Origin of the sequence: Microbacterium sp. LMI12-1-1.1, from assembly GCF_040676455.1 — a bacterium.
Taxonomy (GTDB): Bacteria; Actinomycetota; Actinomycetes; order Actinomycetales; family Microbacteriaceae; genus Microbacterium.
The window spans coordinates 317,808-338,135 of record NZ_JBEGIA010000012.1 but is presented as its reverse complement, the minus strand read 5'-3'; the positions used below and the strand labels follow the sequence as shown (position 1 = coordinate 338,135).

General features: G+C 72.0%; 19 protein-coding genes. 12 read left to right on the top strand and 7 right to left on the bottom strand.

The features are described 5' to 3' along the window. The first annotated feature begins 21 nt into the window (after positions 1-21). The 3 genes from MRBLMI12_RS10220 to MRBLMI12_RS10210 are packed head-to-tail and all read left to right on the top strand — an operon-like array spanning position 22 to position 2,590. The gene (locus tag MRBLMI12_RS10220; RefSeq protein ID WP_363356300.1) at positions 22-897 is read left to right on the top strand and encodes an ABC transporter ATP-binding protein; all 876 of its coding nucleotides are present in this window, start codon (positions 22-24) and stop codon (positions 895-897) included. Continuing rightward, the gene (locus MRBLMI12_RS10215; protein ID WP_363356297.1) at positions 897-1,706 is read left to right on the top strand and encodes an ABC transporter permease; all 810 of its coding nucleotides are present in this window, start codon (positions 897-899) and stop codon (positions 1,704-1,706) included. Before MRBLMI12_RS10220 ends, MRBLMI12_RS10215 begins: the two co-directional genes overlap by 1 nt. Continuing rightward, a complete protein-coding gene (locus tag MRBLMI12_RS10210; protein ID WP_363356295.1) occupies positions 1,703-2,590 on the top strand; it encodes an ABC transporter permease in 888 nt (295 codons plus the stop codon). Before MRBLMI12_RS10215 ends, MRBLMI12_RS10210 begins: the two co-directional genes overlap by 4 nt. A gap of 24 nt (positions 2,591-2,614) precedes the next feature. Here MRBLMI12_RS10210 and MRBLMI12_RS10205 read toward each other — a convergent pair whose 3' ends face one another. The 6 genes from MRBLMI12_RS10205 to MRBLMI12_RS10180 all read right to left on the bottom strand — a co-directional run bounded on the left by MRBLMI12_RS10205 (position 2,615) and on the right by MRBLMI12_RS10180 (position 10,115). Beyond that, positions 2,615-3,928 (bottom strand): allantoate amidohydrolase, encoded by a 1,314-nt coding sequence (locus MRBLMI12_RS10205; RefSeq protein ID WP_363356293.1) that lies wholly within the window; start codon positions 3,926-3,928, stop codon positions 2,615-2,617. Continuing rightward, positions 3,925-5,151 carry a pyridoxal-phosphate-dependent aminotransferase family protein gene (locus MRBLMI12_RS10200; RefSeq protein ID WP_363356291.1) on the bottom strand — a complete coding sequence of 409 codons (1,227 nt, stop codon included), beginning with the start codon at positions 5,149-5,151 and terminating at the stop codon, positions 3,925-3,927. Before MRBLMI12_RS10200 ends, MRBLMI12_RS10205 begins: the two co-directional genes overlap by 4 nt. Continuing rightward, positions 5,148-6,776 (bottom strand): AtzH-like domain-containing protein, encoded by a 1,629-nt coding sequence (locus MRBLMI12_RS10195; RefSeq protein ID WP_363356289.1) that lies wholly within the window; start codon positions 6,774-6,776, stop codon positions 5,148-5,150. Before MRBLMI12_RS10195 ends, MRBLMI12_RS10200 begins: the two co-directional genes overlap by 4 nt. Continuing rightward, complete coding sequence (locus tag MRBLMI12_RS10190) at positions 6,769-7,908, bottom strand: acetamidase/formamidase family protein (RefSeq protein ID WP_363357038.1); 1,140 nt, start codon at positions 7,906-7,908, stop codon at positions 6,769-6,771. Before MRBLMI12_RS10190 ends, MRBLMI12_RS10195 begins: the two co-directional genes overlap by 8 nt. Positions 7,909-7,949: 41 nt before the next feature. Continuing rightward, positions 7,950-9,332, bottom strand: coding sequence for an allantoinase AllB (allB, locus tag MRBLMI12_RS10185; protein ID WP_363356287.1), 1,383 nt, complete (start codon positions 9,330-9,332; stop codon positions 7,950-7,952). Positions 9,333-9,485: 153 nt separating this feature from the next. Then, complete coding sequence (locus MRBLMI12_RS10180) at positions 9,486-10,115, bottom strand: helix-turn-helix domain-containing protein (RefSeq protein ID WP_363356285.1); 630 nt, start codon at positions 10,113-10,115, stop codon at positions 9,486-9,488. Positions 10,116-10,345: 230 nt separating this feature from the next. Between MRBLMI12_RS10180 and MRBLMI12_RS10175 the strand changes: the two genes are divergently transcribed. The 6 genes from MRBLMI12_RS10175 to pucL all read left to right on the top strand — a co-directional run bounded on the left by MRBLMI12_RS10175 (position 10,346) and on the right by pucL (position 14,927). Further along, the gene (locus tag MRBLMI12_RS10175) at positions 10,346-11,311 is read left to right on the top strand and encodes an ABC transporter substrate-binding protein (RefSeq protein ID WP_363356283.1); all 966 of its coding nucleotides are present in this window, start codon (positions 10,346-10,348) and stop codon (positions 11,309-11,311) included. 110 nt (positions 11,312-11,421) lie between these two features. Further along, entirely contained in the window at positions 11,422-12,309 is an 888-nt protein-coding gene (locus MRBLMI12_RS10170; protein WP_363356281.1) for an ABC transporter permease, read from the top strand. Between the two features lie 11 nt (positions 12,310-12,320). Further along, complete coding sequence (locus tag MRBLMI12_RS10165) at positions 12,321-13,112, top strand: ABC transporter ATP-binding protein (protein ID WP_363356279.1); 792 nt, start codon at positions 12,321-12,323, stop codon at positions 13,110-13,112. A gap of 57 nt (positions 13,113-13,169) precedes the next feature. Further along, positions 13,170-13,670, top strand: coding sequence for a 2-oxo-4-hydroxy-4-carboxy-5-ureidoimidazoline decarboxylase (gene uraD, locus MRBLMI12_RS10160; protein WP_363356277.1), 501 nt, complete (start codon positions 13,170-13,172; stop codon positions 13,668-13,670). 4 nt (positions 13,671-13,674) lie between these two features. Beyond that, positions 13,675-14,013 carry a hydroxyisourate hydrolase gene (gene uraH / locus MRBLMI12_RS10155; RefSeq protein WP_363356274.1) on the top strand — a complete coding sequence of 113 codons (339 nt, stop codon included), beginning with the start codon at positions 13,675-13,677 and terminating at the stop codon, positions 14,011-14,013. Between the two features lie 2 nt (positions 14,014-14,015). Continuing rightward, positions 14,016-14,927: a factor-independent urate hydroxylase gene (pucL, locus tag MRBLMI12_RS10150; RefSeq protein ID WP_363356272.1), complete on the top strand. Its 912-nt coding sequence runs from the start codon at positions 14,016-14,018 to the stop codon at positions 14,925-14,927. 340 nt (positions 14,928-15,267) lie between these two features. Here pucL and MRBLMI12_RS10145 read toward each other — a convergent pair whose 3' ends face one another. Beyond that, entirely contained in the window at positions 15,268-15,786 is a 519-nt protein-coding gene (locus MRBLMI12_RS10145) for an adenine phosphoribosyltransferase (protein ID WP_363356270.1), read from the bottom strand. 243 nt (positions 15,787-16,029) lie between these two features. Between MRBLMI12_RS10145 and MRBLMI12_RS10140 the strand changes: the two genes are divergently transcribed. The 3 genes from MRBLMI12_RS10140 to MRBLMI12_RS10130 all read left to right on the top strand — a co-directional run bounded on the left by MRBLMI12_RS10140 (position 16,030) and on the right by MRBLMI12_RS10130 (position 20,328). Beyond that, on the top strand, positions 16,030-17,712 hold the full coding sequence (locus tag MRBLMI12_RS10140; RefSeq protein WP_363356268.1) for an alpha-amylase family glycosyl hydrolase: 1,683 nt from the start codon (positions 16,030-16,032) through the stop codon (positions 17,710-17,712). Between the two features lie 74 nt (positions 17,713-17,786). Beyond that, on the top strand, positions 17,787-18,806 hold the full coding sequence (locus tag MRBLMI12_RS10135) for a LacI family DNA-binding transcriptional regulator (protein ID WP_349425812.1): 1,020 nt from the start codon (positions 17,787-17,789) through the stop codon (positions 18,804-18,806). Between the two features lie 295 nt (positions 18,807-19,101). Further along, positions 19,102-20,328 carry an amidohydrolase gene (locus MRBLMI12_RS10130; RefSeq protein ID WP_363356266.1) on the top strand — a complete coding sequence of 409 codons (1,227 nt, stop codon included), beginning with the start codon at positions 19,102-19,104 and terminating at the stop codon, positions 20,326-20,328.

Here is a 20,328-nt window from a genome sequence, read left to right as displayed (position 1 = left end):
CTCCTCTGATCAGAGAGCATCATGACCGACACGCACCTGAACGGCACCCGCACGACGGATGCCGCGGTCACCGCACCGCCGGCGGGGCAGACCCCGCCGGCGGTGCCGGCCTCGGGCTCCGGCATCCGCATCGACGGACTCAGCAAGACGTTCCAGACGGGTCGCGGAAAGACCGTGACCGCCCTGCAGGACACCCACCTGCACACCGACAGGGGCTCGTTCCTGGCTCTGCTCGGTCCCTCGGGCTGCGGGAAGTCGACGATCCTGCGCATCCTCGCCGACCTCGAGACACCGACCGGCGGCGAGGTCTTCGTCGACGGCAAGACTCCGGCCCAGCTGCGTCGCGACAGCGAGCTCGGCATCGCGTTCCAGGACCACGCGCTGCTGCCGTGGCGGTCGGTCTCGGCGAACATCAGACTGGTCTTCGAGATCGCCGGCCGCCGCGTCGACAAGGCGTACATCGACGAGCTCATCGCCCTGGTGGGCCTGACCGGCTTCGAGAAGGCCAAGCCCGCGCAGCTGTCGGGCGGCATGCGACAGCGCGTGTCGATCGCCCGGGCGCTCGCCCTGAAGCCCTCCGTGCTCCTCCTCGACGAGCCGTTCGGCGCGCTCGACGACATGACCCGTCAGAACCTCAACCTCGAGCTGCTGCGCATCTGGACCGAGAAGCCCGCGACGACGCTGCTGGTGACCCACGGCATCGCGGAGGCGATCTTCCTCTCCGACCGCGTGGCGGTGATGTCGCCGCGACCCGGCCGCATCAAGGAGATCATCGACGTCGACCTGCCGCATCCTCGCACGCCCGACATGCAGCGCTCCCCCGAGTTCCACGAGCTCGTCGACCGCGCCTCCGAGCTGCTCTTCGGCGCCGACGGCCGCGCCGCCGCGGAGTCCTGATGCGCGGGCGCGGCATCCCCGGGTGGCTCGCGGGCGTCATCGGCGCCGTGGCGCTGATCGCAGCGTGGTGGCTGTTCTCCGTGACGATCTTCCAGCCGCCGCCGGGGACGACGTTCACTCCCGTGCCGTCGCCGTTCGTCGTGTTCCAGACGATCTGGCAGGACGGTCTCGCCGCGTACTGGAGCGTCTTCCAGGTGACGGTCACCGAGGCCCTCATCGGGTACGCGTGGGGCAACGCCCTCGCGCTGCTGCTCGCGGCGACGGTGCTGCTGGCCCCCCGCATCGAGACCGTCGTCGTGCAGATCGCGGTCGTGAGCTACTGCCTGCCCGTCGTCGCCGTCGGCGGCATCGCCATCGTGGTGCTGGGCGGCGCGAAGCGCGCCGGCGACCCGAGCGCGACCGCGATCTTCCTCGCGGCGCTCGCGGTGTTCTTCACCACCGTCGTGGGGGCGCTGCTCGGGTTCCGCTCCTCCGATCGCGCCAGCCTCGACGTCGTGCGCGTCTACGGCGGATCGCGGTTCACGCAGCTGCGCAAGGTGCGGCTCATCGCGGCGCTGCCCGCCATCCTCAACGCCCTGCAGATCGCGGTTCCGTCCGCCTTCCTCGGAGCGATCCTCGGCGAGTACATGGGGGGCACCGACCGCGGCGTCGGCATCACGCTCATCCGGCTGCAGGGCGACCTCGACTCGGCACGCGTGTGGGCGGTGTTCCTGCTGTCGGCGATCGTCGCGCTCATCGGCTACGCGCTCGTCGGGCTGATCTCGCGCGCGGTCACGCCGTGGGTCTCCGGAAGGGCGGTGGCGGCATGAGCACCACGACGGACACGTCCGCACCTGGCGACGCCATGACGTCCGCCGCCTCGCCCGCCCCACCGGGTGCGGCCGCCGCGCGGGCGGGCGCGATCTCGCGCACCGTCGGCAGGTCGCTGCTCAACGCCCTGCTGACCTTCGTCATCGTGCTCGCGCTGTGGTGGGCTGTCGTGAATCTCACGGGCATCTCGCCCTACGTCGCGAAGGGCCCCGCCGACGTCTGGGAGTTCTTCTTCACCTCGGAGGAGGCGGCTCAGAACCGCGCCGAGATGATGCCGCTCCTCGCGCAGACACTCTCCGACGCGGCCCTCGGGTTCGTCGTCGGCATGGTGGTCGCCCTGGTCCTCGCGCTCGCGTTCTCGCTGTCGCGCTCCGTGGAGATGGGCGTCATGCCGCTCGCGCTGCTCCTGCGGTCGGTGCCGCTCGTCGCGATCGCCCCCGTGATCATCCTCATCACGGGACGCGGGACCGCGGCATCCGTCGCCGTCATCGGCTCGATCGTGGTGCTCTTCCCGGCCCTCGCGTCGATGATGTTCGGGCTGAGCCGGGCCTCGAAGGAGAGCCTCGACGTGGTTCACGTCTACGGCGGCGGCCGGGCGACCCAGCTGCGCAAGGTCAACGTGCCCGGAGCCCTCCCCTCGCTCTTCGCCGCGGCGCGCGTCTCGGTGCCGGGCGCCGTCACCGGTGCGCTCCTCGCGGAGTGGCTGTCGACCGGTCAGGGCATCGGCGGCATGATCCAGAAGTTCAGCGCGTCCGCCCGCTTCGACGAGCTGTGGGCGTCGGTCGCGCTCATCACGATCATCACGCTGCTGCTCTACAACGTCGTGCAGGTGATCGAGAACATCGTGCTCGCACGCATGGGCATGACGACCTCGAGTCGCTGAGGACGCCGGAGCACGTCCGTCGAGTCAGCGGTCGGCGGCGAGCTGCAGCACCGCCTCGGCGAGCGCCTGGATGCCGCGCGCGACGTCACCGGCCGACACCGACTCGTCGGGGTGATGGCTGATGCCGTCAGGGTTGCGCAGGAACAGCATGCCCACCCCGGTGATCGCGCCGATCGCCATGGCGTCGTGACCGGCGCGACTGAAGATCACGGCGGGGTCGTCCGCATCCGCCGGCAGCGTCGACGCGATGCCTTCGCGCACCACGTCCTGCAGGAGCGGATCGCAGAAGACAGCAGGCGCCGAGTGCACCTCCCGCGCCGCCCACCGCAGACCACGCCGGCCCATGATCGCGTCCAGCTCCCTCTCGATCTCGAGCCACACGCGGTCCCGCGACCCGTCGAACTCGCCGCGCAGGTCGAGGGACAGGTGCGCCTCGCCCGGCACCACGTTCACGGCCCCCGGATACGCCTCGAACTGCCCGACGGTGCCGATGATGTGATGCTCGGCGCGGCAGATCCGCTCGACGGCGAGCGCCGCCTCGGATGCTCCGAGCAGCGCGTCGCGGCGCATGTCGTACGGCGTGCCGCCGGCGTGCCGGGACTCGCCCTCGACCACGAGCTGGAAGCGTCGCGCAGAGGCGATCGACGACACCACCGCCAGCGACTCGCCCCGTCGGTCGAGCTCGGGGCCCTGCTCGATGTGCGCCTCGAGATACCCCACCAGCTCGGCGGGGTGCCGGGCGGCCTCGCCGACGCGTCCGGGGTCGAGCCCGAACTCCAGGAACGCCTCCCGCAGCGTCGTGCCGTCGGCATCCGTCAAGTTCCACCAGTCGGGGTCCCAGCGCCCGGCGACGGCGGACGAGCCCAGCAGCGCCTTGCCGAAGCGCGTGCCCTCCTCGTCCGAGAACGCGACGACCTCCAGCGCGAAGGGGAGCGCGATCCCGGATGCCGTGCCCGCGGTGTGCGGCGCGCGGAGCAGGCGCACCACCTCGAGGGCCATCAGCACGCCGGCGATCCCGTCGAACCGGCCGGCGTCGGGAACGGTGTCGAGGTGCGAGCCGAGCATGAGCGCCGGCGCGTCGGGATCGGGCCCGGTCGGCCGCATCGGGTCGATGCGCCCCACCTGGTTGCCGGCGGCGTCCTGCCGGGTCGTCAGGCCGGCCTCGCGCATCCACTCCGCGGCGAGGCGGTTCACGCGGGCGTGCTCGGGCGAGAGGTAGACGCGCTCGATCGACCCCGTGGTGGCCGACACCCGTGCGAGCTCGTCGCACCGCGCCATCACCCGGCGGGCGGCAGCCGCGATGCGATCGCGCTCGATTCCGGCGAGGCGAGCGGTCATGCCCGTGCTGCTCGATGGACGTCGGCCGCGGCATCCGTCCCGCCGCCCGTGGGCACCGCCGCGCCGTACCGGCGCAGCACCGCCTCGAGCGCGGCGAGGGTGGTGAGCACGGCGTCCTCGCGGGCGTTGTAGCCCATCGTGCCGATGCGCCACACCCGGCCGTGGAGCGGACCGAACGACGTGCCGATCTCGATGCCGAAGTCCTGCAGCAGCGCGGACCGCGCGGCGTCGCCCGGCACGCCGGCCGGGATCTCGACCGCCACCACGTTGTTCATCTTGTGCGCGACGTCGCCGAACACCGCGAGGCCGAGCCCCTGCACGCCGGCCAGCATCGCCGCCCCCGCGACACGGTGCCGCTCGATGACGGCGTCGCGCCCCTCGAGCAGCAGCGCCCGGGCGCATTCGCGCGCGGCGTAGAGCATGGAGGTCGCCTCGGTGTGGTGGTTGAGGCGCCGCGGTCCCCAGTAGTCGAGGATCATGCCGAGGTCGAAGTAGTTCGAGCGCACGAAATCGGCGGCATCGGGGTCGCCCTCCTCCCGGATCCCGGCCTCGACGCGCCCGCGGGAGCGGATCACCTCGACCGCGCGCTCCGACAGCGTGATCGGCGCCGAGCCCGACGGGCCGCCCAGGCACTTCTGCAGACCGGCGGTCGCGGCATCCAGCCCCCACTCGTCCGTCTGGAAGGCGTTGCCGCCGAGCGAAGCCGTCGCGTCGCTGTAGAACAGCACCCCGTGGCGCGCGCAGATCGCGCCGATCTCGTCGAGCGGCTGGTTCATCGTCGTCGACGTGTCGCCCTGCACGAGGGCGAGGAGGGCCGGCTTGACGCGCACGATCGCCTCTTCGATGACGGATGCCGGGAACACCTGCCCCCACGCCGTCTCGATCGTGTGCACCTCGGCCATCGCCCGCTCGGCGATCTCAGCCAGCAGATGCCCGAACCTGCCGAACACCGGCACGAGCACGCGGTCGCCCGGTCGCACGAGCGACACGATCGCGGCCTCGATGCCGGCGCGGCTCGTGCCGTCGACCAGGAGCGTCGCCTCGTTGCGCGTGCCCCACACGCCGCGGTACAGCTCCTGCGTCTCGGTCATCGTCGTCGTCATGAACGGGTCGTACTGCCCGACGAGCGGCGCCGACATGGCGCGCAGCACGCTCGGGTACGCCGAGATGGGCCCGGGGCCCATCAGCAGGCGCGGGGGCGGGTCGATCGGACCGGGGATCATGGTGTCGCTCCAGGGTGGGAGACGGTCGCGGCGAGGCGACGGGCGAGGCGCACGAGCGCGATGTCGGTGCCCTCACGCGAGACGAGGCTGACCCCGACGGGCGCGGGGCCGAGGGGCGAGGGCACCGTGAGCAGGGGCACCGACACGGCGGGAAGGCCTCCGACCGCCGCGGGCGTGGTCATCCGCAGCGTGGCGACGCGCACGCGGTCGACCTCGGCGCCGCTTCGTCCCCGCGCGGGCGCCGGCCCCGGCACCGTGGGCAGGATCAGGACCGCGCCGCGCACCAGTTCGCGCATGCGCTCGTGGAGCGGCTCGAGTCGTCGGCGGGCGGATGCCTCGTCCTCGGCGGTGACCGCGGCAGCGACGCGCAGGCGCTCGGCGACGGCCGGGCCCACCGCTGCGGGATGCTCACGCAGCCAGGGACCGTTGTTGCGCCAGGCCTCGGCGGCCTGGACGGTGCGGAACGGCTCGAGGTACTCGTCGAGATCGCCGATCGGCGTGCGCCAGAGCACCGGCGGCTCGGACGACGCGGCGAGCCGCACGAGCAGTGCGTCGAAGGCGGCGCCCGTGGCGGGATCGACCGCGGCGAGCGCCTCGTCGGGCACGGCGAAGCGCCACGGCAGGTCGGAATCCGAGGCTCCGAAGACGCTCTCGGTCGACTCCGACCCGTCGAAGCTCAGGCACCAGTCGACGACGCGCTGGAGGGTGTCGCCGTCACGTGTGAGCCAGCCGACGGTGTCGAACGACTGCGCGAGCGGCAGCAGTCCCTGGCGTGGGACGAGGCCGTGCGTGGTGCGCAGCCCCCACAGCCCCTGGTACGAGGCGGGTACCCGCACCGAACCGGCGGTGTCGGTCGCCAGGCCGATGTCGGCCTGGCCGGTCGCGACGGCGGTCGCGGGCCCGCTCGACGAGCCGCCGGGCAGGGCGCCCGGGACGGCGGCGTTGGCCGGCGTGCCGTAGTGGACGTTGTCGCCGGCGATCGAGTAGGCGAACTCGTCGGTGCGCGCGATGCCGCGAAGGGATGCCCCGCCCCGGAGCAGGTCGCTCACGGCAGGCGCGGTCGTGGTCTCGACGCGCGCGGAGTCGAGGAACGTCGGATTGCCCGCCCCGATGCGATAGCCCTTGATCGCGAACAGGTCCTTGACCGCCGCCGTGAGGCCGGCGAGCGGGCCCTCCCACGCGCCCTGCCACAGCGGATCGCCGACCGTGCGCCACACCGTCCGGTCCAGCGGCTGCGCGCGCGGACTGACGTGCGCGGCGGTGATGCGCCACTCTCCGTCGATGCGCTGCCACAGCTGCGTCTGCAGCCCCGTGCCCCCGCCGGCGTAGCGCGACACCGAGACCAGGAGCGCAGCATCCGTCCCCAGCGCCCGATGCTCGATGCGCTCGATCGTGCGCGGCGCGACACCGCCCCGCGTGCCGCGGAACGCCGAGATCGCGTCGTGCCCGACGAGCAGACCCGCCGCGTCGCCGCGCAGGGTGTCCGGGCCCGGAGCGAACGTCTCGTCGAGCACAGCCACGTCGTCGGCGACGATCGCCGCCTCGTACCGCTCGAACGCCGCGCGCAGATCGAGCGGCACCGCCTCAGCTCCGGGGATCACGGCGGGTCGCGCCGGCTCAGTCATGGGTCACCGCCTCGGTGCCGGGATCCGCGGCCGGCGGCCGGACGGCGATCGCGGCGAAGTCCGCCTCGCGGATCCGCGCGTGCACCCCGCACACGATGTCGACGACCTGCGAGATGTCGAAGTCGGTCGCCGCCGACAGGTACGCGTAGGCCAGGTGCTCGTCCATGCCGTACCGCGCCTGCAGCAGCGACAGCGCGGCGCGCACGCAGTTGCGCATCGCGACGCCGAGGTCGCGGTCCATGCCGGTGGGCACCAGGTACTCCTCGGTCCGAACGAGCGGACCGGCGACCTCGCCGAACGCGGCGAGCGCCTCGGCGCGCGGCACCACGTCGAAGCGCAGCGTGGCCCGCAGCGATGCCTCGAGCGCGGTGAGGGCGACCTCTCCGTCGCCCTGCGCGAAATGGGGGTCGCCGACGTAGGCGAGCGCCCCCTCCACCTGCACCGGCAGGTAGAGCACCGCGCCCTCGACGAGCAGCTTGATGTCGATGTTGCCGCCGTGGGTGCCGGGCGGCACCGAATGGGGCCGCTCGTCGGCGTCGACCGCGACGCCCATCGTGCCGAGGAACGGCGCCAGGGGGAACTCGACGACGCGCTCTCCGCCCTCGACCACGGGCAGCACGCCCACCCATCGGTCGCCGCGCCGTTCGATCGGGGTGAACACGCTCACGCTGTGCTCGCCGCGCGGCAGCTCGCCCGGCAGAGCGCCCTTGCCGTGACGGTTCGAGATGACGCCGTACGGCACGCGCGGATCGAGGCGCTCGACCGTGATCTTGAGCAGGTCGCCCGGCAGTGCGCCCTCGACGCGGATGGGCCCGGTCGCGACGTGCGGTCCGTCGGCGAGCGGGTCGCGGGCCAGCGCTCCCGCGATCTCGATGGCGTCTTCCAGAACGGATCCCTCGGCCACCCCGTGCGACGCGAAGAACGCCGCAGGGTCCTTGCCCTGGTCCTCGAGGATCCCCTCGTGGCTCACGGTGTCGACCGTCACGGTGTCTCCCGGCGCGATCGTGAGGACGGCGGCATCCGTGCGGCACGGAAGCCGGCCCCACATCACCGTCGCCGGCGTCGACCGGAGGTAGTGGTCGCCGGGGATGTCGCCGGTGTCCGGCTGGAGCGTCGGGAGCTCGTCGTGGATGCGCCCCGCGAATCCCCTGCCGGGCGCTTCGTCGCGGCGGTTCACGCGCGCACCCCCTCGCGCGCCGACAGGAGCCGGCCCGATGGCGCCCCGCGGAAGTGCGGCGCCTCGCCCGCCCCACCCTCGGTCACGTCGTAGACCGTGGTGCCGTGCAGCCAGGTGCGGCGGACGCGACCGGTGAGCCGGCGTCGGTCGTACGCGGTGATCGGGTTCCTGTGCAGCAGCTCCTCGGCGCGGATCTCGAGGGGGTCGTCGACGCCGAACACCGTGAGGTGCGCGACCGCGCCCACCTCGATGACGCCGGCGCCGACGAGCCCGGCCACGCGCGCCGGACCGGTCGTGTACAGCGGCAGGATCGCCTCGAGCGGGATGCCGCGACCTCGCGCCTCGGTCCACACCGCCGACAGTCCCACCTGCAGTCCCGCGATGCCGCCCCAGGCGAGGCCGAAGTCGCCGCCGCCCGAGCGCTTGAGATCGACGGTGGACGGCGAGTGGTCGCTCACGATCGCGTCGATGGTGCCGTCGACGATCCCCTGCCACAGCAGGTCGCGGTTGGCGGCCTCGCGGATGGGCGGGCAGCACTTGAACTCCGACGCGCCGTCGGGGATCTCCTCGGCGGCGATCGTGAGGTAGTGCGGGCACGTCTCGACGGTGAGCGCGACGCCCTCGGCCTTGGCGGCCCTGATCGCGGGGAGCGAGTGCCCGTCGCTGAGGTGCAGGATGTGCGCGCGGGCGCCCGTGCGCCGGGCCTCTGCGATGACGGCCCCGATCGCCGATGCCTCGCTCGCGGCCGGCCTGCTCGCGAGGAACGCGTCATAGCCACGGCCGAGCGCCCCGGCGTCGTGCAGCAGGGCCGGATCCTCGGCGTGCACGATGAGCCGCGATCCGATCGCCGCGATCTCCTCCATCGCGGCCGCGAGCTGGACGCGGTCGAGGTGGCCGAACTCGTCGACTCCGGATGGCGACAGGAAGCACTTGAAGCCGTGCACGCCGGCGTCGTGCAGCGCGTCGAGCGTGCCGAGGTTCTCGGGCACCGCGCCGCCCCAGAAGCCGACGTCGACGAAGGCCGACGGCGCGGCCGCGGCCCTCTTCACCGCCAGCGCGGCGGTGGTGGTCGTGGCCGGGATGGAGTTCAGCGGCATGTCGACGATGGTCGTGACGCCGCCGGCCGCCGCGGCGAGGGTCGCCGAGCGGAAGCCCTCCCACTCGGTGCGCCCCGGTTCGTTCACGTGCACGTGGGAGTCGACCAGGCCGGGCAGCAGCACGGCGTCGTCGGGTACGAGGGCGGCGTTCGCGCCGGCCACCCGCGCGCGGACGTCGAGCACGTCGGCGATGCGGCCGCCCTCGACCACGATCGCCGCCGGTCGGAACGAGCCCTCGATCAGGGCGCGTCCGGCTCGGATCACGAGGCGGTCGGGCGTCATCGCGTGCCGGTCGTCCCGCGAGGCGAGCAGGCAGGAGCGGTCATGACGGTCTCCAGACGATGTCGGTGAAAGTGGATGCCGGTGCTTCGGCCGGCGCGTGGTGTGAAGCTATCGCTTAACCTCTCGCACTCGGGTTTCCCGTGTGTAACACCGCTATGACGCACCGGCATCGTGCGCCGTCACGTCGGTGAGGGTGAGCCAGATGGCGACCGCGGGCTCCGCGGTGTCGTTCACGACCCGATGCGGACGCGACGCCGAGAAGGAGAGCGATCCTCCCGGCCCCAGCCGCACGGAGCCGTCGCCGAACTCGAACGTCAGCTCGCCGCTGACGACCCGGCCGCTCTCGTAGCCCGCGTGCACGAGCATGGCCCCGTCCACGCTGGAGGCCGAGCCCGGCGGATACGTGGACTCGAACCAGTCGACGCCCGGCAGCTGCGCCGGGGAGAGCCGGCGGTAGGTGACGCCCTGGTCGAGCTGCGCGGGATGGGTGTCGCCGGCGTGCGCGACGAGCACCCCCGGGAGCGCCTCCGTCACGTCGGGGTGATCGGCGTCGACGCGCGGTGCGAAGACGCCGGTGTCGTCGAAGATCGCCGATACCGGCACGCCGAGCACCCCCACGAGCTCGATCAGCCGGTTGACGGAGGGCTGCATCGCGCCCGTCTCGATCTGCGAGAGCGCGCTCGAGGAGATCCCGAGCTCGTGCGCGACGGACGACAGCGACCTCCCGGTGGCGGCGCGGAGCGTCCGCAGCCGCGGGCCTATCTGCGCGGGCACCTCACCCATCGACGCCTCCTGACTCGACTGTGCGCCACATCGTATGCCGCGCGGCCGCCTGCGGAGATGCCCGGTCGAGCTCCCAGGCTGGTCGCTCTCTGCGTTAAGCGATGACTTAACGCACTCGTTACACGGACTTCACACCGCGAGTGAACGGGCGTCCTTGAATGAGGCCAGTCCCACACAGCATCCCCACCCGCTCCGCGCTGCCGCCGGAGCCCGATCCAGGAGTCCCGCCCATGCGCCCTCTGTCCCATCGCCTCACCGCCGTCGCCGCCCTCGCGACCGCCGCCGCGCTCGCGCTCGCGGGCTGCAGCGGCTCCCCCTCCGCCGCGAGCGACGATTCGTCGGGCGACGAGACCGTCACGGTCAAGATCGGCACGCTCCGCGGCCAGCCGCACTTCTACCAGCCCTTCCTCTACAACGACTACGCGGTCGACGGCGTCGAGTTCGAGGTCGTCACACTCGACACGACGCCGGCGCTGTCGGACGCCCTGGTCTCGGGGTCGATCGACTTCGCCATCTCGGGCGTCACCCCCACGATCGCCTCGATCTCGCAGGATCGCGACCTCACGGTCGTCGCCAGCGCCGCCGACGGCGGCTCGGGCTTCATCGGCAACGGCGAGTCCTCGCTCGAGGAGCTCGTGGGCGAGAAGATCGGCATCGTCCAGGGCTCGGCGCAGGAGGTCGCGCTGCGGCTGCTGATCGAGGATGCCGGCCTTACCCCCGAGGACTTCGCCCTCACCGTGATCCCCGTGCCCGAGATGGCTGCGGCCTTCGGCGCCGGTGACATCGCCGCCTTCATGGGCGTCGAGATCGGCGTGTCGATCGCGAAGGCGAACGGCGGCACCGAGGTGGTCGATCCCTACTCGACCGAGATCGGCAAGGTCAACATCGGCCTGATCACCACCGGCGCACTGATCGAGGAGAACCCCGAGCTCGTGCAGAAGGTCGTCGACACTCACGCCGCCACGACCGCGTACATGGCCGACAACATCGACGAGTGGCTCCCCGGCATGGTCGAGGAGTTCGGCGGCGACGAGGATGTCTTCACCTCGGCCCTCGAGAACTTCTGGCTGCGCTCCGATCTGTCGGACGAGTACGTCGGCCAGCTCGAGGCGCTCGCGACCGCGATGGCCGACATCGGCCTCATCACGGACGCGCCCACGGCCGGCGACATCGTCGACACGACGTTCGCCCCGTGACGCGGGGTGGTGGCGGCGAGCCCCCCGCGCCGCCACCACCTTCGCTTCGCACCCCTCGCCGCCTCACCGCCCCGCCGCCCCATCCGGCATCCGTTCGAAAGGAGGTCATCGTGACCCAGGCCACCGTGACCGACCTCGCCCCCGACGCCTCGGCAGCAGCACCGCCGCGCCGTCGGCCGCGCCCCCTGGCCCGGCATTCCGCGCTGAACCGCGTGCTGCTCGGCAGCATCGTGCCGATCCTGTTCCTCGTCGTCTGGCAGGTCGGCCGCGAGCAGGCGTGGGAGATCCCCATCGTCGGCATCCGGATGGGCTACCTGCCCTCCCCGGCCGACGTCGTCGCATCCCTCTGGGACTACGCGTTCGGCGGCATCCATGACGATGCCTTCTCGGGCGACCTGTGGATCAACCTCGGCACGTCCTCGCTCCGCGTGCTCGTCGGATTCGTCATCGCATCGGCGATCGCCGTGCCCCTCGGCATCCTGATGGGCCGCTACTACACGATGGACGCGCTCTTCGACCCGTTCATCAACCTCTTCCGCCCCATTCCCGCGACCGCCTGGGTGCCGCTCGTCGGCCTCCTGATCGGCTGGGGCGACCAGGCCACGATCTTCCTCATCGCGCTGTCGGCGTTCTTCCCGATCGTCCTGGGCGCGATCAGCGGCTCGAAAGAGGTTCCGCCGCGCCTCATCGAAGCCGGACGGATGCTGGGCGCCCGGCGCTGGGAGGTCCTCGCCCAGGTCGTCGTCCCGGCCTCCGCGCCGGCCGTCGTCAACGGCATGCGCGTGGGACTGGGGATCTCGTGGGTCGTGCTCGTGCTCGGCGAGGGCGTCGGCGTGAATGTCGGCCTCGGCGCGAACATCATCCTCGCCCGCGACGTGGTGCGCACCGACATGGTCGTGGTCGGCATGATGGTCGTCGGCGTCGCCGGGTTCCTCTCCGACCGCATCCTGATGGGCGCCTTCCAGCTGTTCACCCGCGGCCGCCCGCTGATCAAGTGACAGGACCTGCCATGAGCGACATCACCACCACCGCCGACGTCGACATCAGCGGGCTCTCCAAGCGCTACGGCCCGGAGGGCGCGGGCGTGCAGGCCGTCGCCGACGTCGACCTGCACATCGCCTCCGGCGAGTTCGTCGCGATCGTCGGCGCCTCGGGCTGCGGCAAGAGCACCGTGCTGCGCATCCTCGCCGGCTTCGAGCCCGCGACCGGCGGTACGGTGACCGTCGGCGGCGCGCCGATCACCGCCCCCGGCCCCGAGCGGGGCGTCGTGTTCCAGGACTACGGGCTGTTCCCCTGGCTCACGGTCCACGAGAACGTGGCGTACGGTCCGCGCCGGCGCCGCGTCCCCCGGGCACGGGTGCGAGAGCTCACCGAGCGCTTCATCCGCACCGTCGGCCTCACCCGCTTCGCCGACAAGTACCCCGGCCAGCTCTCCGGCGGCATGCAGCAGCGCGTCGCGATCGCCCGCGTGCTCGCGAACGAGCCCACCGTGCTGCTGATGGACGAGCCGTTCGGCGCCCTCGACGCGCTCACCCGGTCGGATCTGCAGACCGAGCTGAAGCGCATCCACGTCGAGACGAAGACCACGGTGGTGTTCGTCACGCACTCCATCGAGGAGGCAGTGTTCCTGGCGGACCGCGTCGTGGTGATGACCGGCGGCGCCTCGCACGGCGTGCCCGGTCACATCAGCCGCGTCGTCGGCATCGACCTGCCCGCCGAGCGCGACATCACGAGCCCTGACTTCAACGAGTACAAGCGCGAGATCTCCGACCTCGTGCACGCGGTCGTGGACCATGTCTGAGCGGGCGCAGCTGCGTCGGCCGTGCGCCGCAGTGACGCCGCGGCCGAGGGGATACCGATGAACATCGACGAGTTCAACGCGCTCGACGCCGCGGCCGCACGCGAGAGCGTGGCGGTGTGGGCGGGCATCCCCTCCTGGGTCGAGACCCTCGTCGGCGGCCGCCCGTACGGCACCGTCGATGAGCTCGTGGCGCGCGCCGCCGCGCTCGCCACCCTGTGGACGCGCGCCGACCTCGACTCCGCGGTCGCGCAGCACCCCCGGATCGGCGCCCGGGTGACCGGAGAGAACGCGGAGGCCGTGGCATCCCGACGCGAACAGGCCTCGATGACGGATGCCGCCGCCGACGTCGCGGCTCGGATCGCCGACGGCAACGCGGCCTACGAGGCGCGATTCGGTCGCGTCTTCCTCATCCGCGCGGCCGGCCGCTCCCCCGAGGAGATGCTCGCCGAGCTCGAGCGGCGGCTCGGCAACAACGACGACGCCGAGGCTCGGGAAGCCGCCGGCCAGCTCGCCGAGATCGCGCTGCTGCGCCTGCAGGCGGCCGTGACGCAAGGATGAACGCATGAGCAGCCACCTGACCACCCATGTCCTCGACGCCTCGAGCGGAACCCCCGCCCAGAACGTCGTCGTGTCGCTCGCGCGGCACCTGCCCGGCGGCGGCACCGCGGGCGTCGCCCAGGCGTTCACCGACGCCGACGGGCGAGCAGCCCTCGGCCCCGAGCGTCTCGAGCCCGGCATGTACGCGCTCACCTTCGGCACCGGGGCGTGGTTCGCCGACCGCGGCATCGCCTCGTTCTACCCGCTCGTCACCGTGACCTTCACCGTCGAAGACACCGATCGGCACTACCACGTGCCGCTGCTGCTCAGCCCGTTCGCGTACTCGACCTACAGAGGGAGCTAGTCATGGTCTCGGTGAGCCTCGGCGCCAACAAGTACGGCAAGGCGGAGAACCGCGTCGTGCGGATCTACCGCGACACGCCGCGACACGAGATCGTCGACCTCAGCGTCACGTCGCAGCTGCGGGGGGCGGCGCTCGCGAGCTCGTTCCTCGAGGGCGACAACGCGATGATCGTCGCCACCGACACGCAGAAGAACACCGCGTTCGCGTTCGCGAAGGAGCACGGCATCCCCTCACCCGAGGAGTACCTGCTGAGACTCGGCGACCACTTCGTCGCGGCATTCGACTGGATCGAGGGCGGCCTCTGGCAGGCCGAGCAGTACGAGTGGGAGCGCATCCTCGTCGACGGTGCGCCCCACGACCACTCCTTCGTGCGCCGGGGACACGGCACGCGGCTGGCGACCGTGCAGAAGCTCGACGGCGCGACGCACGTCACCGGCGGCGTGAAGGACCTCACCGTGCTGAAGTCGACCGGGTCGGAGTTCTCGGGGTTCCCGCGCGACCGGTACACGACCCTGCCCGAGGCGACCGACCGCATCATGGCGACGTCGGTGACGGGGCGGTGGCGCTTCCTGCCCGAGGCGGTCGAGGAGGGTGTCGACTACAACGGCCTCTACTCCGACGTCCTCGCCGTGCTGCTGTCGACGTTCGCCACCGTGCACTCGCTCGCCCTTCAGCAGACGCTGTTCGCGATGGGCAAGGCCGCGATCGAGGCCCGGCCCGAGATCGCCGAGGTGCGCTTCGCGATGCCGAACAAGCATCACTTCGCGTACGACCTGTCGCCGTTCGGGCTCGAGAACCCGAACGAGGTCTTCTACGCCGCCGACCGCCCCTACGGACTCATCGAAGGGACGGTCGTCCGGGACGGGGTGGATGCCGCGCCCGGCGCGTGGCTCGATCTCCCGGGCTTCGTCTGAGTCGTCGGGGCTCGTCGGCGGGCTCGTCGCGTTTCGTCTCGGTCGCTGGCGCTCCCTCGCTCAACGACCGGGGTCGGCGTTCCGGTCGTTGAGCGAGCGAGGAACGAGCGAGACGAAACGCCCCGCGCCCAGCGCCTTCCGGTCGTTGAGCGAGCCAGCAACGAGCGACACGAAACGCCCCGTACCCGGCGCCTGGGACCCGGAGTTCCGGTCGTTGATCGAGCGAGGAACGAGCGAGACGAAACGCCCCGCACCCGGCGCCTTCCGGTCGTTGGGCGAGCGAGGAACGAGCGACACGAAACGCCCCCAACCAGCGCAGACCGCCGGCTCGGTGACCAGGTCAGCCGGTGAAGACCGTGTGCACGTCGCCGACGACCTCGCGCCCGCCGAGCGCGGTCAGCTCCATGAGCACCGCCGTGCCGACGACGACGCCGCCGAGCTCGGCGACGAGCTGGTGCGCGGCGACCAGGGTGCCGCCCGTGGCGAGCACGTCGTCGACCAGCAGCACGCGGCTGCCCCCGGCGATGTCGTCGTGCGCCTCGATCGTCGCGGTCCCGTACTCGAGCGCGTAGGTGACGGATGCCGCGGGCAGCGGCAGCTTGCCGGCCTTGCGGATCGGCACCAGGCCCGCTCCGGCCTCCATCGCGGCAGCACCGGCGAGCAGGAACCCGCGGGCTTCGACGCCGGCGACGACGTCGAACGAGCCCTCGAACGGCGCGATCATCGCGTGGATGACGGTGCGCAGGGCCCGGGCATCCGCCAGCAGGGGGGTGATGTCGCGGAACTGCACCCCCGGCTCGGGGTAATCGGGGATCGTTCGGATCAGGGACTCGGCGCGCGTGAGGGCTTCGGACAGCACCCGCCCACCCTACGCCCGGGCCCGACTCCCGCCGCCCTCCGCCCCTTCGCCACCACCGCGACGCCTCCGCGCTTCGCCACCACCGCGCCGCATCCTGCGCCCGCGTCGTTCCTCAACTGAGGAACAGGGCCGGAATGAGGGGCCGAGCACGGCGTTTCGGCCCTCACATCGGCCCTGTTCCTCAGCTGAGGATCGCCGGCCGGCTCGACGTCACACTGTAAGCGCTTGCAGTACACTGGCCGGATGACTTCCGCAGAGACCGCTGAGCGCACGGACGCGTTCCTCGCCCCCGTCGGCGGCGAGTGGTGGCGCACCGCCGTCATCTATCAGATCTACCCCCGCTCCTTCGCAGACGCATCGGGCGACGGCATCGGCGATCTGCCGGGCATCACGTCGCACCTCGACGACCTGAAGAGCCTCGGCATCGACGCGATCTGGCTGAGCCCGTTCCAGCGGTCGCCGCAGAAGGACGCCGGCTACGACGTCAGCGACTACTGCGACGTCGACCCGCTGTTCGGCACGCTGGCCGACTTCGACGCGATGCTCGCCGGTGCCCATGACCGCGGCATCCGTGTCATCGTCGACCTCGTCCCCAACCACTCCTCCGACCAGCACGAGTGGTTCCAGCGGGCGCTGGCCGCCGCGCCGGGCAGCCCCGAGCGCGGGCGCTACATGTTCCGCGACGGGAAGGGCGCGCACGGCGAACTGCCCCCGAACAACTGGGAGTCGGTCTTCGGAGGCCCCGCTTGGACGCGCGTCGTCGAGGCCGATGGCCGCCCCGGCCAGTGGTACCTGCACCTCTTCGACTCGTCGCAGCCCGACTTCGACTGGTCGAACGAGGAGGTGCGCGAGGAGTTCCGCCGCATCCTTCGCTTCTGGCTCGACCGGGGCGTCGACGGCTTCCGCGTCGACGTGGCGCACGGCCTCGTCAAGGCCGAGGGCCTGCCGGACTACATCCCCGACCCGGAGGCCGGGTCGATGGGCGGCGAAGAGGAGAACGTGCCCTACTGGGGCCAGGATGCCGTGCACGAGGTGTACCGCGACTGGCGCAAGATCCTCGAGGACTACCAGGGCGACCGCGCCCTCGCCGCAGAGGCGTGGCTGCCGACCGCCGCGCGCACAGCCGAATGGGTGCGCTCGGACGAGATGCACCAGGCCTTCAACTTCCCCTACCTGCAGACCGAGTGGAACGCCGCGGACCTCCGCGAGGTCATCGACGTGTCACTGCAGGCGTTCCCCGGTGTCGGTGCGCCGAGCACCTGGGTGCTGTCGAACCATGACGTCGTGCGCCACGCCTCCCGCCTCGCGCTGACCGCCGAGAACCCCCAGGGTCACGGCATCGGCCCGGAGTCGCCGGGTCAGCCGATCCCCGAGGTGGGTCTCGCTCGCGCCCGCGCGGCCACGACGCTCATGCTCGCGCTCCCGGGCTCGGCCTACCTGTACCAGGGCGAGGAGCTGGGTCTGCCCGAGGTCATCGACATCCCGGGCGACGCGCGTCAGGACCCGACCTGGTTCCGCACGAACGGCGAGCGGTACGGCCGCGACGGCTGCCGCGTGCCGATCCCGTGGAACGCGGATGCCCCTGCCTACGGCTTCAACGAGAGCGGTGCGTCGTGGCTGCCGCAGCCGGCCGAGTGGGCGACGCTCGCGCGCGACGTGCAGTCCGGCGTCGAGGGATCCACGCTCGAGCTGTACCGCACCCTCCTCGCGGAGCGCCGTGCGCGATCGCTGGGCGCCGGCTCGCTCGAGTGGGTCGACGGCTACGGAACGGATGCCGTCGCATTCCGCAACGGGAATGTCACGGTCGTCGCGAACACCGGTTCCACGCCGATCGCGCTCCCGGGCGGTATCGTGATCGCGGCGAGCGGTCCGGTCGCAGGCGGGGAGCTCCCGGCCGACACGACCGTCTGGGTGACGAACGACTGAGCCGGCGTGACTCCCGGCTCCGCGGGGCCGGGAGTGCGAACGCAGCGCCGTGAGCGCGAGGAAGAGGTGACGACGTGGTCAGCATCGACGAGGTCGCCCGCCAGGCGGGCGTCTCGACGGCGACCGTCTCGCGCGCGCTGAGCGGACGCGGCCACGTCTCGGCCGGGGCCAAGGCCAAGGTCGAAGCAGCTGCCAAGAGCCTCGGCTACGTGGTGTCGGCCTCGGCCTCGAGCCTGGCCTCGGGACGCACGCGCAACATCGGCGTGCTGGTGCCCTTCCTCGACCGCTGGTTCTTCTCGACGGTGCTGAGCGGCATCGCGTCGGCGCTCATGCGCCGCGGCTACGACATCACGCTGTACAGCCTCACCGCCGATCGCGCCGAGCGCCACGACATCTTCGACACGTTCCTCCGGCGTCAGCGCGTGGACGGCGTCATCGCGATCTCGCTGGAGCTCGGCGAGGAGGAGACCGAGCGCCTCGTCGCGCTCGACCTGCCGGTCATCGCCATCGGCGGACCCAACCCGCGCCTGACCACCCTGACGGTCGACGACGTCGCGGTCGCGCGCCTGGCCACCGAGCACCTGCTCGCCCTCGGACACCGCGCGATCGCGCACATCGGCGCGAGCCCCGAGTTCGACATCGACTTCCACATCCCCACGCAGCGCCGGCAGGGCTTCGAGCAGGCGCTGGCGGATGCCGGCATCACCGTCAGCCCGTCGCTGTTCGAGCCCGCCGACTTCACCATCGAGGGCGGCTTCCGCGCCGCCAAGCAGCTGCTCGGCAAGCCCGGCGGCCGGCCCACGGCGATCTTCGCGGCCTCGGACGAGATGGCGATCGGCGCGCTCCTGGCCGCGCGGGAACTCGGCTACCGCGTGCCCGAGGACCTGTCGGTGATCGGCATCGACGGCCACGAGCTCGGCGAGTTCTTCCGCCTCACGACGGTCGACCAGTTCCCCCTCGGGCAGGGCGAGCGCGCCGCCGACGCGATCCTCGAGGCGCTCGAGTCGACGGATGCCGAGACGCCGACGCACCGCCCGGGCGAGCTGCCGTTCGAGCTCATCGTGCGCGGCACGACCGCCCGCCTCCCCTCCTGACGCCTCCCCTCCTGACGCCTCCCCTCCTGACGCCTCCCCTCCTGACGCCTCCCCTCCTGACGCCTTACTCCCCGGCCCCGACGTCTCGCCCTCCTGGCTGCGCGCCGATTCACGCCCATCTCCTTCGTTCACTTGCGCTGAACGTACGCCCGAGCCCGCTCTCGGCGTACGTTCAGCGCAAGTGAACGGTTGTGCGCGATGTGCGGCGGTTGCGGCGGTTCCCGCGGGACGTCCAGGGACGTCCCGGGACGTCCCGGGCGGTGCCCGCGTCGTGCCCGCGGATAGGCTCGACCCCATGACCCTCGACCTCGAAGCGCTCTACATCGATCTGCACCGGCATCCGGAGCTGTCCTTCCAGGAGACCCGCACGGCGGGGGTGATCACGCAGCACCTCACGGAGCTCGGCGTCGAGTTCGAGGAGGGCATCGGCAAGACCGGCGTCGCGTCCGTCATCCGCAACGGCGAGGGCCCCGTGGTGTGGCTGCGCGCCGACATGGACGCCCTCCCCGTGCCCGAGCAGACCGGCCTCGAGTACGCCAGCACCGCGCGCGGCACCGACCCGTCCGGCAACGACGTGCCGGTGATGCACGCCTGCGGCCACGACATGCACGTCACCGCGCTGCTCGGCGCACTGGAGCGCCTGGTCGCCACGAAGGACGAGTGGTCGGGCACGATCGTCGCCGTCTTCCAGCCCGCCGAGGAGTACGGCGCCGGCTCGCAGGCGATGATCGCCGACGGCGTGCTCGACCGGTTCCCGAGGCCCGACATCGTGCTCGGCCAGCACGTCACGCCGCTTCCCGCGGGAACCATCGGCGTGCGCAGCGGCACGCAGATGGCGGCATCCGACGGGCTGACGGTGACCCTGCTGGGCCGTGGCGGCCACGGCTCGCGGCCCCAGGCGACCATCGACCCGGTCGTGATGGCAGCTGCCACCGTCATGCGGCTGCAGACGATCGTCTCGCGCGAGGTCGACCCGCGCGACGTCGCGGTCGTCACCGTCGGCTCGATCCACGCGGGGCTGAAGAACAACATCATCCCGGCCGAGGCGAAGCTCGAGCTGAGCCTGCGCTACCCCGACGACGAGGCCCGCGCCCGGGTGCTCGAGAAGGTCGAGCGCATCGTGCGCGCCGAGGCGCAGGCGTCGGGTGCCGAGGAGCCTCCGGTCATCGTCACCGACCACACCCTCCCGCCGACCATCAACGACGTCCACGCCACCGCACGCCTCGTGCTCGCGTTCGATGCCGCGTTCGGCGAGGGAACGGTCATCGACCCCGGCATGTTCACCGGCAGCGAGGACGTGTCGTGGTTCGCGCGCGAGGCCGGCGTGCCGCTGGTGTTCTGGTTCTGGGGCGGCGCCGACCCGGTCGCGTTCGCCGAGGCGTTCGCCGCCGGGACCGTCGAGCGCGACATCCCCACGAACCACTCGCCGTTCTTCGCACCGGTGCTCCAGCCGACGCTCAGCCGTGGTGTCGAGGCGCTCGTGGTCGCCGCGCGCGAGTTCCTGGACACGCCCGCGGACTGA